Origin of the sequence: Staphylococcus sp. HMSC068C09 (assembly GCF_001813735.1) — a bacterium.
Lineage (GTDB): Bacteria > Bacillota > Bacilli > Staphylococcales > Staphylococcaceae > Staphylococcus > Staphylococcus hominis.
The window spans coordinates 15,836-29,366 of record NZ_KV813755.1 but is presented as its reverse complement, the minus strand read 5'-3'; the positions used below and the strand labels follow the sequence as shown (position 1 = coordinate 29,366).

Below are 13,531 nucleotides of genomic sequence, written 5' to 3'. Positions count from 1 at the left end.
TTTATAAATTCTATACGTGTTTTTACTGTGTATAAATCATAGCATATATAAAGTTATCCACCGAATGTGATTAACTTGTGGATAATTATTAACATGCTGTGATTATTTTTATCCACGCTTATAAAAACTGTGTATAAGTCTTAAATTTATAGAAAGATGGAGTTTATATATGTCGGAACAAGAAATTTGGAAAAAGGTATTAGAAGTAGCTGAGTCAGAGATTTCGAAAACAACGTTTAATACGTTTTTAAAAGACACTGAACTTAAAGAAATTCGCGACAATGTTGCTTACATCTTTGTTATTCATGAGTTTTATGCTGATTGGTTAAACTCAAATTATAAAGATGTAATTCAAACAATTATGAAAGACATCATTGGTTATGAAGTTGATCCAAAATTTTACACTGCTGAACAACTCGCTGAACTTGATGAAACGAGTCGTAAACAATCAAATACTGTAAACAAAACGTCTGCCATTGATGATAGCCATGATGATATCGATCAATTTAATACGCATAATACGTTTGATACATTTGTGATTGGTCCTGGCAACCGCTTCCCACATGCAGCAAGCTTAGCTGTAGCTGAAGCACCTGCACAAGCTTATAATCCATTATTTATCTATGGAGGCGTAGGATTAGGGAAAACGCATTTAATGCATGCCATTGGTCATCACGTACTAAGTAATAAACCGAATGCCAAAGTGCTTTATACTTCAAGCGAAAAGTTTACAAATGATTTTATTAAATCCATTCGTAACAATGAACCTGAAGCATTTAGAGAAAAATATAGAAATATCGATGTATTATTAATTGATGATATTCAATTCATTCAAAATAAAGAACAAACACAAGAAGAATTTTTCCACACATTTAATGAATTACATCAAAATAAAAAACAAATTGTTATTTCAAGTGATCGTCCACCTAAAGAAATAGCAAAACTTGAAGATCGCTTACGTTCTCGATTTGAATGGGGTCTCATTGTTGATATCACGCCACCAGATTATGAAACACGTATGGCCATCTTGCAGAAAAAAATCGAAGAAGAGAACTTAGAAATTCCAGCAGAAGCATTGAATTATATTGCAAATCAAATTCAATCAAATATTCGTGAACTTGAAGGAGCTTTAACGCGTTTACTTGCCTATTCAAAATTACAAGGTAAACCGATTACAACAGAACTTGCTGCTGAAGCATTAAAAGATATTATTCAAGTTCCCAAATCTAAAAAAATCTCGATTCAAGATATTCAAAAAGTAGTTGGGCATTATTACAATGTACGCATCGAAGATTTTAGTGCTAAGAAAAGAACAAAGTCGATTGCATATCCACGACAAATCGCAATGTATCTATCTAGAGAATTAACTGATTTTTCATTACCAAAAATTGGTGAGGAATTTGGAGGACGCGATCATACTACAGTTATTCACGCACACGAAAAAATTTCGAATGATATTAAGGCGGATCCAATTTTCAAACAAGAAGTCGAAGATTTAGAAAAAGAAATACGTAAACAGTAATAGGAAATATGAATCTGTTATATAACAGCATTGCTAAAATATGACATTCAATATCAAAGATGATTGTGCTTCTAAATAATTTTATAAATATAGCAAGAATCTAGAAAAGGTTAAATTGTGGATAATGTGAAGAAGTAATACACATCATTAACAACTTATCCACATGTGTATAACTTTGATATAAAAGGCGTTTCATGAGATATCCACTAATCCACAAGCCCTACTACTATTACTATGATTTTAAAACCTATATAATTTAAGTATAAACGACTGGAAGGAGTTTAAATTAATAATGGAATTTACAATAAAAAGAGATTACTTTATCACACAATTGAATGATACATTAAAGGCAATCTCACCAAGAACAACTTTACCAATTTTAACAGGTATCAAAATTGATGCTAAAGATAATAACGTTATCTTAACTGGTTCTGACTCAGAAATTTCAATTGAAATCACGATTCCTAAACAAGTAGATGGAGAAGATATTGTTGATATTACTGAAACTGGATCAGTGGTTCTTCCTGGTCGTTTCTTTGTTGACATCATTAAAAAATTACCAGGCAAAGATGTTAAATTATCAACAAATGAACAGTTTCAAACCCTTATCACATCAGGACATTCAGAATTTAATTTAAGTGGTTTAGATCCTGAACAATATCCATTATTACCGCAAGTATCACGTGATGATGCAATTCAATTATCTGTAAAAGTACTTAAAAACATTATTGCGCAAACAAACTTTGCAGTGTCCACCTCAGAAACACGCCCAGTTTTAACTGGTGTGAACTGGCTTATACAAGATAATGAATTAATATGCACTGCTACGGATTCACACCGCTTGGCTGTAAGAAAATTAAAGCTTGAAGATGAATCGGAAAATAAAAATGTTATTATTCCAGGTAAAGCATTATCTGAATTAAATAAAATTATGAGTGATAATGATGAAGACATCGATATCTTCTTTGCATCTAATCAAGTATTGTTCAAGGTCGGTAACGTAAACTTTATTTCACGTTTATTAGAAGGTCATTATCCTGATACAACACGTCTTTTCCCTGAAAACTATGAAATCAAATTAGGATTAGATAACGGAGAATTCTATCATGCGATAGATCGTGCGTCATTACTTGCACGTGAAGGCGGAAATAACGTAATTAAATTAAGTACTGGAAATGAGGTTGTAGAATTATCATCTACATCACCAGAAATCGGTACAGTAAAAGAAGAAGTTACAGCAACTGATGTTGAAGGTGGCAATTTGAAAATTTCATTCAACTCAAAATATATGATGGACGCATTAAAAGCAATTGATAATGATGAAGTTGAAGTAGAATTCTTTGGTACGATGAAACCATTTATCTTAAAACCAAAAGCAGATGATTCAGTCACTCAACTCATTTTACCAATCAGAACATACTAGTCATTAAAGATTAATTAAAAAGTTAAAGTAGAACAGAGTTCTTATTGAATTACTGTTCTACTTTTTTATTGATTAAAACAGTAATTTTAAACTATCTCAGAGGTTCATAGTGAAGCTAAATTTAGTAAAACGTGGTTTTTATCTACAACTCATTATATTCGCTGAAATAGGCCTTAAAATTAAAAATTGAGATATTGTCTCTGATTATTTTTGTCATAATTTCAAAAAATCATCTATTTTTTACATAACAATTTAAAATAACAAAAACTTATTTAAAAGTAAACGGTTTCACACTTCATTTTAAATGAAATTTATTCCTAAAAAAGGTATAATATAGTAATGATATATAAAGAAATGGAGTGATTATTTTGGTTCAAGAAGTAATAGTTGAAGGCGAGATTACGTTAGGTCAATTTCTTAAAACAGAAGGTATCATCGAATCAGGTGGACAAGCAAAATGGTTCTTACAAGATTACGATGTTTTATTAAATGGCGAACGTGAAACACGTCGTGGAAAAAAGCTAGCTGACCAAGATCGTATCGACTTCCCTGATATTCCAGATATCGATTCATTTATTATTATTCATCAAGGTGAGCAATGAAGCTTAAAACACTCCAATTAGAAAACTATCGTAACTATGAAGCGGTTACGTTAAATTGTCATCCTGAAGTGAATATTCTTATTGGAGAAAATGCACAGGGAAAGACAAATTTACTTGAATCAATTTACGTCCTTGCTTTAGCTAAAAGTCACCGAACCTCCAATGACAAGGAACTTATACGGTTTAACTCTGAGTATGCTAAAATAGAGGGTGAGCTAAGTTATAGACACGGAACCATGCCATTAACGATGTATATAACTAAAAAAGGTAAACAAGTTAAAGTGAACCACTTGGAACAAAGTCGACTAACACAGTATGTTGGACATCTAAATGTGGTTCTTTTTGCACCTGAAGACTTAAATATTGTTAAAGGTTCTCCTCAAATTAGAAGACGATTTATAGATATGGAATTAGGGCAAATTTCTGCAGTATATCTCAACGATTTAGCTCAATATCAACGTATTCTCAAACAAAAAAATAATTATCTGAAGCAGTTACAACTTGGTCAAAAAACAGATAAAACGATGCTAGAGGTTTTAAATCAACAATTTGCACAATATGCGCTTAATGTCACTTTAAGACGTGAGCAATTTATTGAAGAATTAGAGGCTTTAGCACAGCCTATCCACGCTGGTATTACGAACCAACGTGAAACATTATCTCTAAAATATTTACCAAGTATTAAACTTAGCGATACAAGTAAAAATAAGAGTGAATTATTAGATGAAGTCATCACGTTATTGAATGAATATCAACAACGTGAAATGGATAGAGCAGTATGTTTATACGGTCCACATAGAGATGACTTAGGATTTAATGTGAATGACATGGATGCTCAAACCTATGGATCTCAAGGTCAACAAAGAACAACCGCTTTATCAATTAAACTAGCAGAAATAGAATTAATGAACATTGAAGTCGGAGAATATCCGATTTTATTATTAGACGATGTCTTAAGTGAACTTGATGATTCTCGTCAGACGCATTTACTCAGTACAATTCAACATAAAGTACAAACCTTCGTAACAACTACATCGGTAGACGGTATTGATCATGAAATCATGAATAATGCGAAACTTTACCGAATTAATCAAGGTGAAATTATTAAGTAATAGAAAGTGATGGTGAATACATTGTCAGATGTAAACAACACAGATAATTATGGTGCTGGACAAATACAGGTATTAGAAGGACTTGAAGCGGTACGTAAACGCCCTGGTATGTATATTGGCTCAACTTCAGAAAGAGGTTTGCATCATTTGGTATGGGAAATCGTTGATAACAGTATTGACGAAGCGCTAGCTGGATATGCTAATCAAATTGAAGTAGTGATTGAGAATGACAACTGGATTAAAGTGACTGACAATGGTCGTGGTATTCCTGTCGATATTCAAGAAAAAATGGGACGTCCCGCAGTAGAAGTTATTCTTACTGTACTTCATGCCGGAGGTAAATTCGGTGGTGGCGGATACAAAGTATCTGGTGGACTACATGGTGTAGGTTCATCTGTAGTAAATGCGTTATCACAAGATTTAGAAGTGTATGTACACCGTAATGAAACAATTTATCATCAAGCATACAAAAAAGGCGTGCCTCAATTTGATCTTAAAGAAATAGGTAGTACGGATAAAACAGGTACAGTGATTCGCTTTAAAGCAGATAGTGAAATCTTTTCAGAAACAACCGTTTATAATTATGAAACACTTCAAAAACGTATTAGAGAATTAGCATTCTTAAATAAAGGTATTTCAATTACACTAAGAGACGAACGTGAAGATGAAGAACAACGTGAAGACACGTATCATTATGAAGGTGGTATTAAATCTTACGTTGAATTACTGAACGAAAATAAAGAATCTATTCATGACGAACCTATTTATATTCATCAGTCAAAAGATGATATCGAAGTAGAAATTGCAATACAATACAATAGCGGTTATGCTACAAACTTATTATCCTATGCGAATAATATCCACACATATGAAGGTGGTACACATGAAGATGGCTTTAAACGTGCACTTACACGTGTCTTAAACAGTTATGGGACTCAAAGTAAGATTATTAAAGATGATAAAGAACGTCTTTCAGGTGAAGATACACGTGAAGGTTTAACAGCAGTCGTCTCTATAAAACATGGTAATCCACAATTCGAAGGTCAAACGAAGACGAAATTAGGTAACTCTGAAGTACGTCAAATCGTTGATCGATTATTTTCAGAACACTTTGAACGCTTTTTATATGAGAATCCAAATGTTGCAAGAATCATTGTTGAAAAGGAATCATGGCGTCAAGAGCACGTGTAGCAGCTAAAAAAGCGCGTGAAGTGACACGTCGTAAATCAGCATTAGAAATTTCAAGTTTACCTGGTAAACTGGCAGACTGTTCAAGTAAAAATCCTGATGAAAGTGAAATTTTCTTAGTTGAGGGTGACTCTGCCGGGGGGTCTACAAAAGAAGGTCGTGACTCAAAAACACAAGCGATTTTACCGTTGAGAGGTAAAATATTAAATGTGGAAAAAGCACGTTTAGATCGTATTTTAAATAACAATGAAATCCGTCAAATGATTACAGCATTTGGTACAGGCATAGGTGGCGAATTTGATATTTCTAAAGCCCGTTATCATAAGATTGTTATCATGACAGATGCTGATGTAGATGGTGCGCATATTCGTACATTATTACTTACATTCTTCTACAGATTTATGCGTCCATTAATTGAGGCTGGGTATGTATACATCGCTCAACCACCATTGTATAAGCTAACACAAGGTAAACAAAAATATTACGTCTTTAACGATCGTGAATTGGATAAATTAAAAGCTGAACTAAATCCTACTCCAAAATGGCAAATTTCTCGTTACAAAGGTTTAGGTGAAATGAATGCCGATCAATTATGGGAAACAACAATGAATCCTGAAAATCGTATGATGTTACAAGTAAAACTTGAAGATGCAGTAGAAGCGGATCAAACATTTGAAATGTTAATGGGTGACGTTGTTGAAAATCGTAGACAATTTATCGAAGATAATGCAGTTTATGCTAATTTAGATTTCTAATTTAACTTAATGTGAACTGACTATAAAAGGAGGATATCTTGATGGCTGATTCTCTACCACAATCAAGAATTAATGAAAGAAATATAACCAACGAAATGCGCGAATCATTTTTAGACTATGCGATGAGCGTTATCGTTTCACGTGCATTACCAGATGTACGTGATGGTTTAAAACCTGTACATCGTCGTATTTTATATGGTCTAAATGAACAAGGAATGACTCCAGACAAACCTTATAAAAAATCAGCACGTATTGTTGGGGACGTTATGGGGAAATATCATCCACACGGCGACTTTTCAATTTATGATGCTATGGTAAGAATGGCACAAACCTTTAGCTATCGTTATCCTCTTGTTGATGGTCAAGGTAACTTTGGTTCAATGGATGGTGACGGTGCTGCGGCAATGCGTTATACCGAAGCAAAAATGACCAAAATCACATTAGAACTGTTACGTGATATCAATAAAGATACTATTGATTTCTTAGATAACTATGATGGTACAGAAAGAGAGCCCGAAGTCTTACCTTCTCGTTTCCCTAACCTTTTAGTGAATGGTGCTTCAGGTATTGCGGTTGGTATGGCTACAAATATTCCACCACACAATTTAACAGAAGTCATTGACGGAGTCTTACGTTTAAGTCAAAATCCTGATATCACAATCTCAGAATTGATGGAAGATATTCAAGGTCCTGATTTTCCAACTTCTGGCTTAATTTTAGGTAAAAGTGGCATTAGACGTGCCTATGAAACTGGTCGTGGATCAATTCAAATGCGTGCACGTGCATCAATAGAAGAACGTGGCGGTGGTCGTCAGCGTATTGTTGTGACTGAAATTCCATATCAAGTGAATAAAGCAAGAATGATTGAGAAAATTGCAGAATTAGCGCGTGAGAAAAGAATTGAAGGTATCACAGATCTTCGTGACGAAACAAGTTTACGTACAGGGGTAAGAGTTGTTATTGATGTACGTAAAGATGCCAATGCAAATGTTATTTTAAATAATTTATATAAACATACACCATTACAAACATCATTTGGTGTAAATATGATTGCCCTTGTGAATGGTCGACCTAAATTAATTAACTTAAAAGAAGCGCTTGTTGAATATTTAGAACATCAAAAAACAGTTGTACGTCGTCGTACAGAATACAATTTGAAAAAAGCGAAAGATCGTGCACATATCTTAGAAGGTTTAAGAATTGCGCTGGATCATATTGATGAAATTATTTCTATTATTCGTGAGTCTGACACAGATAAAGTGGCGATGGAAACATTGCAAGAACGTTTTAAATTGTCTGAACGTCAAGCTCAAGCCATTTTAGATATGCGTTTACGTCGTTTAACTGGGTTAGAGCGCGATAAAATTGAAAATGAGTATAATGAATTATTAAGTTATATTGCAGAATTAGAAGAGATTTTAGCAAATGAAGATGTATTACTTCAACTTGTTCGTGATGAGCTTACAGAAATTAAAGAACGTTTCGGTGACGAACGTCGTACTGAAATTCAATTGGGTGGTTTAGATCACTTAGAAGATGAAGACTTAATCCCTGAAGAACAAATTGTCATCACTTTAAGTCATAACAACTATATTAAACGTTTACCTGTATCTACATATCGTTCACAAAACAGAGGTGGACGAGGTGTACAAGGTATGAATACCTTAGAAGAAGACTTTGTCAGTCAACTTGTAACATTAAGTACACATGATAATGTTTTATTCTTTACGAATAAAGGCCGTGTTTATAAGTTGAAAGGATACGAAGTACCTGAATTATCTCGTCAATCTAAAGGTATTCCAGTCATTAATGCGATTGAGCTTGAAAATGATGAAGTGATTAGTACGATGATTGCCGTAAGAGATTTAGAAGATGAGAACAGTTTCTTAGTCTTTGCTACTAAAAAAGGTATTGTTAAACGTTCTGCATTAAGTAACTTCTCTCATATTAATAAGAATGGTAAAATTGCGATTGGCTTTAAAGAAGATGATGAATTAATCGCAGTTCGTCTTACTGATGGTAAACAAGATATTTTACTTGGTACAGCACATGCCTCATTAATTCGATTCCCTGAAAATAGTTTACGCCCACTAGGTCGTACAGCTTCAGGTGTGAGAGGTATTTCTCTAAGAGAAAATGACGTAGTCGTAGGTTTAGACGTAGCCTATGCTGAAAGTGAAGATGAAGTTCTAGTCGTTACTGAAAAAGGTTATGGTAAACGAACACCTGTAAGTGAATATCGTTTATCTAATCGTGGCGGTAAAGGTATAAAAACAGCTAAAATTACAGAACGTAATGGTAATGTTGTATGTATTACAACGGTAAGCGGTCAAGAAGATTTAATGATTGTAACAGATGGTGGTATTATTATTCGTCTACAAGTTGAAGATATTTCTCAAAATGGCCGTGCCACACAAGGTGTGCGATTAATGAAATTAGGCGATAATCAAGCCGTATCAACCGTTGCGAAAGTCATTGATAAAACTGAAGATGAAGCTGCAACTGAAGCGGCACAACAAACAGAAAATGTGAGTGCCCAAACTACAGAAAGCGCAAATGAACAAGTGATAGATGATACGACACCTGGTAACGCTTTGCATACTGAATCTGATGAAGATGATGAACGCATCGAAGTAAGACAAGATTTCATGGATCGTGTAAATGAAGATATTGAGAATGATTCAGATCAGAATTAAATATAAAAATAAGACTTCCCACATATAGGGAAGTCTTATTTTTATTATTTATCGTTCTAATTCTTTCATTACATAAGGAATTTGATTAATTAATTTTGAAGGGGGCACAACGTACATTTTTTCAGAAAGTTTTTCACCAATATAACTGTGAATATAAGTTGCGCTCGTAACGGCATCTTGTAAGCTATCAAATTGACCTACAAAACTTGTAATCATACCAGCTAATGTATCACCCATACCACCTGTAGCCATTGCAGGTGTGCCAATTGGTAATTTGTATTCTTTATCTTTAAAGAAGATTTCTGTACCGTGTTTTTTTAGTACTACAGTAGCACCTAATTTATCCACAGCTTCTCTATTTCTTTCATACGTTTGTTCTTCAATAGGAATACCACTTAGACGTTCCCATTCTTTTTGATGTGGTGTAAAGATAACACGACATGTAGGAATATCAGGTTTAAGTTTACAAAATATTGTAATTGCATCACCATCTACAATTAAGTTTTGGTGGGGTTGAATATTTTGTAGTAAGAAAGTAATCGCATTATTTCCTTTAAAATCAACGCCAAGACCTGGTCCAATTAAAATACTATCTGTATTCTCAATCATTTTTGTTAACATTTTAGTATCATTAATATCTATTACCATTGCTTCAGGACAACGTGAATGAATGGCTGCATGATTAGTAGGATGTGTGGCTACAGTAATTAAACCACTTCCACTAAAAAGACATGCACGGGCAGCTAACATGATTGCTCCGCCTAAATTTGCACTACCACCAATTAAAAGAATTTTTCCATAATCACCTTTATGCGTTTCGTCATTACGTTTAGGAATTGTCACATTAGTTAATGTTTCCATATGATGAATCCTCCCTATTTAGATTCGAAAGTCATAACTTCTATATATTAAATCAATGAAATGATGAGTTATTAAGACAAGCGAAAATATCATGTGCATTTTAAATACAATAGAAAATATTATACCTGCTTAAGCGTTTCGTCAACACTATTTTAAATAAATTTATAAATGCTAAAATTGACAGAATTTTAACGTATGTAGTTTGTTATATTTGGTTGAGGTAACTGCTTGAAAATTATATATGACTTTGCTATATTAAAATTAACTTAATAAAGTATTGTTCGTAGGCTAAGTAACATAAGGGTATTAATTTCAGAGAGCTTGTGGTTAGTGTAAACAAGTAATTAATTTTTATGCGAATCTACCTACTTATATTGAACAATCGGTTTTAACCGTTATCGATAGTGGAGTGCAATTTAGTTTATTTAATTAAATTGTTAAATAGGGTGGCAACGCGTAGACCACGTCCCTTGTATGGGGACGTGGTCTTTTTTTATTTTAAATCGCTATGGTCACTCAATATAAATTTTTTGGAAGGATGAATATTATATGTTAGACATCAAGCAATTCAGAGACGAAACGGACAAAGTTAAGAGCAAAATTGAATTACGAGGAGATGATTCAAAGGTTGTTGATGAAGTATTAGAATTAGATAATCAACGTCGTGATTTAATTGGTAAAACAGAAGAAATGAAAGCACGTCGTAACAAAGTAAGTGATCAAATCGCTGAAAAAAAACGTAATAAAGAAGATGCAGATGACGTCATTAAAGAAATGCGTGAATTAGGCGATGAAATTAAAGAAAATGATGCAAAATTAAATGAAGTAGATAACAAAATTCGTGATATCTTAATTCGTATTCCAAACTTAATTGCAGATGACGTACCACAAGGTGCTGACGACACTGAAAATGTTGAATTAAAAAAATGGGGTACGCCTCGTGAATTTGATTTTGAACCAAAAGCGCACTGGGATTTAGTAGAAGAATTAAAAATGGCTGATTTCGAACGTGCTGCAAAAGTATCAGGTGCGCGCTTCGTTTATTTAACTAAAGATGGTGCTTTATTAGAACGTGCATTAATGAACTATATGTTAACAAAACATACAACACAACATGGTTATACAGAAATGATGACACCTCAATTGGTAAATGCAGATACAATGTTTGGTACAGGCCAATTACCTAAATTTGAAGAAGATTTATTCAAAGTTGAAAAAGAAGGCTTATATACAATTCCAACTGCAGAAGTGCCATTAACAAACTTCTATAGAAATGAAATTATCCAACCTGGTGTGTTACCAGAAAAATTCACTGGTCAAACTGCATGTTTCCGTAGTGAAGCGGGATCAGCTGGTAGAGATACAAGAGGTTTAATTCGTTTACATCAATTCGATAAAGTTGAAATGGTACGTTTTGAAAAACCTGAAGATTCTTGGGATGCATTAGAAGATATGACTCAAAATGCCGAAGCAATTTTAGAAGAATTAAAATTACCATATCGTCGCGTGATCTTATGTACTGGAGATATTGGTTTCAGCGCAAGTAAAACATATGACTTAGAAGTATGGTTACCAAGTTACAATGACTACAAAGAAATTAGTTCTTGCTCAAACTGTACTGATTTCCAAGCTCGTCGTGCTAACATTCGTTTCAAACGTGATGCTTCTTCTAAACCAGAATTAGTACACACATTAAATGGTAGTGGACTTGCAGTAGGTCGTACATTTGCAGCTATCGTAGAAAACTACCAAAACGAAGATGGTTCAATTACAATTCCAGAAGCACTTGTACCATTTATGGGCGGCAAAACAGAAATTCGTCCAGTCAACTAATCATTCAATAGAATTCAACTCATAAAGTGATAGAGTGACGTAGTCCTCTATCGCTTTATTTATTTTTATATTAAAATAAGACTGCCCTGAGAAAGGTAAATTCAAAAATATCGAAAATTTCTGATATTTTTAAAACGTTGAAGTATCAATATTTCTAAACGCCCTTCTCTCTAACCTCACTCAAACGGACGTCTAAAGATATTGAAGCGTCTATTAGATTATATTAGACTGAATTTAATTAAAATATATAGTCAATTTGAAAATACATATATAATGGGGGAGCTAACATGACGTCACATGTAACATTTCAACAAGGAGTCAAAGAATGTATTCCAACACTACTAGGATACATCGGTATAGGACTATCATTTGGCATTGTGGCAGCTTCTCAGGATTTTAGTGTTCTAGAAATTCTTCTGTTATGTTTATTGGTTTATGCAGGCGCAGCACAATTTATTATTTGTGCTTTAGTTATTACTGGTACACCTATATCAGCAATCGTGTTAACAACGTTAATTGTGAATTCCCGCTTCTTTTTATTGTCTATGACATTATCACCTAATTATAAAGATTATGGTATATGGAATCGTTTAGCTTTGTCTTCTCTTCTTACTGACGAGACCTTTGGGGTTGCTATAACGCCACACTTAAAAGGGGAAACAATTAATGACCGATGGTTACATGGATTAAATATTACTGCTTATTCATTTTGGGCAATCGCTTGTGTGTTAGGAGCAGTCTTTGGGAAATACATCTCTCATCCTGAAATGTTAGGATTAGACTTTGCGATTACAGCTATGTTTATTTTCTTGGCTATGGCTCAATTTGAAACGATTACACGTTCCAAAATAAGTATATATATCGTATTAATTGCGTTCGTTATTGTAATGATGTTCATTTTAAGTTGGTTGATGCCCTCTTATGTGGCCATTCTTGTTACATCAATTTGTGCTGCAACACTTGGGGTGGTGATGGATCGATGACGATAACTGGACATATGCTTTTACTCATCGTTTTATGTGGATTAGTGACATTAATTGTACGTGTCGTACCCTTTTTAATGATTTCACGTATTCAACTGTCAGAAACAGTCATCAAATGGCTGTCATTTATTCCGATTTCATTATTCACTGCGCTAGTTATTGATAGTTTTATCGTTCAACATAAAGGCATGCAGGGCTTTGAATTAAATATTCCATTCATTGTAGCAACCATTCCTACAGTCATTATCGCAGTTGTGACGCGTAGTCTAACCATTACTATTATTGTAGGTATTATATTCATTGCAGGTATACGATGGTTCTTTTAATCCATTTATTTACTGCGCATTGAAGTTAACCAGACAATTGTATTAAAATAAATTTAAATTAAACAATGCAATCAATATATAGATACTCTTATTTTGAGAAGTAGAGGGAATTGGCCCTATGAAGCTTCAGCAACCGACAAATCATTGTACGGTGCTACAACCAACGAGATACTCGAATGATAAGTACTAAAGTATTATCGCTTCACACTTTTAAAATTAAGAGTAGAAGC

At 33.7% G+C, this 13,531-nt stretch carries 9 protein-coding genes, 1 pseudogene, 1 riboswitch and 1 other annotated feature; of the genes and pseudogenes, 9 read left to right on the top strand and 1 reads right to left on the bottom strand.

Annotated features, from left to right (window positions below):
* Nucleotides 1–169: 169 nt before the first annotated feature.
* The 6 genes and pseudogenes from dnaA (at nucleotide 170) to gyrA (ending at nucleotide 9,298) form a co-directional block, all read left to right on the top strand.
* Complete coding sequence (gene dnaA / locus HMPREF2930_RS04220) at nucleotides 170–1,522, top strand: chromosomal replication initiator protein DnaA (protein ID WP_002488122.1); 1,353 nt, start codon at nucleotides 170–172, stop codon at nucleotides 1,520–1,522.
* A 289-nt stretch (nucleotides 1,523–1,811) separates the two neighbouring features.
* Complete coding sequence (gene dnaN, locus HMPREF2930_RS04215; protein WP_025987126.1) at nucleotides 1,812–2,945, top strand: DNA polymerase III subunit beta; 1,134 nt, start codon at nucleotides 1,812–1,814, stop codon at nucleotides 2,943–2,945.
* A 359-nt stretch (nucleotides 2,946–3,304) separates the two neighbouring features.
* Complete coding sequence (yaaA, locus tag HMPREF2930_RS04210; RefSeq protein ID WP_170999996.1) at nucleotides 3,305–3,547, top strand: S4 domain-containing protein YaaA; 243 nt, start codon at nucleotides 3,305–3,307, stop codon at nucleotides 3,545–3,547.
* A complete protein-coding gene (gene recF / locus HMPREF2930_RS04205) occupies nucleotides 3,544–4,659 on the top strand; it encodes a DNA replication/repair protein RecF (RefSeq protein WP_017175622.1) in 1,116 nt (371 codons plus the stop codon). The genes yaaA and recF overlap by 4 nt, the downstream gene beginning before the upstream one ends.
* A gap of 9 nt (nucleotides 4,660–4,668) precedes the next feature.
* Nucleotides 4,669–6,602 (top strand): annotated as a pseudogene (gene gyrB, locus HMPREF2930_RS04200) (DNA topoisomerase (ATP-hydrolyzing) subunit B).
* Nucleotides 6,603–6,643: 41 nt separating this feature from the next.
* Nucleotides 6,644–9,298, top strand: a complete 2,655-nt coding sequence (gene gyrA / locus HMPREF2930_RS04195) for a DNA gyrase subunit A (protein WP_049436187.1) — start codon at nucleotides 6,644–6,646, stop codon at nucleotides 9,296–9,298.
* A gap of 48 nt (nucleotides 9,299–9,346) precedes the next feature.
* On the opposite strand, the gene HMPREF2930_RS04190 is transcribed toward gyrA, so the two are convergent.
* Nucleotides 9,347–10,159, bottom strand: coding sequence for an NAD(P)H-hydrate dehydratase (locus HMPREF2930_RS04190; protein ID WP_002488487.1), 813 nt, complete (start codon nucleotides 10,157–10,159; stop codon nucleotides 9,347–9,349).
* Between the two features lie 270 nt (nucleotides 10,160–10,429).
* Nucleotides 10,430–10,633, top strand: a binding site (T-box leader).
* A gap of 75 nt (nucleotides 10,634–10,708) precedes the next feature.
* On the opposite strand from HMPREF2930_RS04190, the gene serS reads away from it, so the two are divergent.
* The 3 genes from serS to HMPREF2930_RS04175 all read left to right on the top strand — a co-directional run bounded on the left by serS (nucleotide 10,709) and on the right by HMPREF2930_RS04175 (nucleotide 13,301).
* Complete coding sequence (gene serS / locus HMPREF2930_RS04185; RefSeq protein ID WP_002488451.1) at nucleotides 10,709–11,992, top strand: serine--tRNA ligase; 1,284 nt, start codon at nucleotides 10,709–10,711, stop codon at nucleotides 11,990–11,992.
* Nucleotides 11,993–12,279: 287 nt separating this feature from the next.
* The gene (locus HMPREF2930_RS04180) at nucleotides 12,280–12,975 is read left to right on the top strand and encodes an AzlC family ABC transporter permease (protein WP_017175619.1); all 696 of its coding nucleotides are present in this window, start codon (nucleotides 12,280–12,282) and stop codon (nucleotides 12,973–12,975) included.
* A complete protein-coding gene (locus HMPREF2930_RS04175; RefSeq protein ID WP_017175618.1) occupies nucleotides 12,972–13,301 on the top strand; it encodes an AzlD domain-containing protein in 330 nt (109 codons plus the stop codon). The genes HMPREF2930_RS04180 and HMPREF2930_RS04175 overlap by 4 nt, the downstream gene beginning before the upstream one ends.
* 85 nt (nucleotides 13,302–13,386) lie before the next feature.
* Nucleotides 13,387–13,487: riboswitch (SAM riboswitch) on the top strand.
* Nucleotides 13,488–13,531: the final 44 nt, after the last annotated feature.

Coding starts and splice junctions, on each gene's coding strand:
- dnaA (WP_002488122.1), top strand. CDS start 170: ATGTCGGAACAAGAAATTTGGAAAAAGGTATTAGAAGTAGCTGAGTCA.
- recF (WP_017175622.1), top strand. CDS start 3,544: ATGAAGCTTAAAACACTCCAATTAGAAAACTATCGTAACTATGAAGCG.
- gyrA (WP_049436187.1), top strand. CDS start 6,644: ATGGCTGATTCTCTACCACAATCAAGAATTAATGAAAGAAATATAACC.
- HMPREF2930_RS04190 (WP_002488487.1), bottom strand. CDS start 10,159: ATGGAAACATTAACTAATGTGACAATTCCTAAACGTAATGACGAAACG.
- serS (WP_002488451.1), top strand. CDS start 10,709: ATGTTAGACATCAAGCAATTCAGAGACGAAACGGACAAAGTTAAGAGC.
- HMPREF2930_RS04180 (WP_017175619.1), top strand. CDS start 12,280: ATGACGTCACATGTAACATTTCAACAAGGAGTCAAAGAATGTATTCCA.
- HMPREF2930_RS04175 (WP_017175618.1), top strand. CDS start 12,972: ATGACGATAACTGGACATATGCTTTTACTCATCGTTTTATGTGGATTA.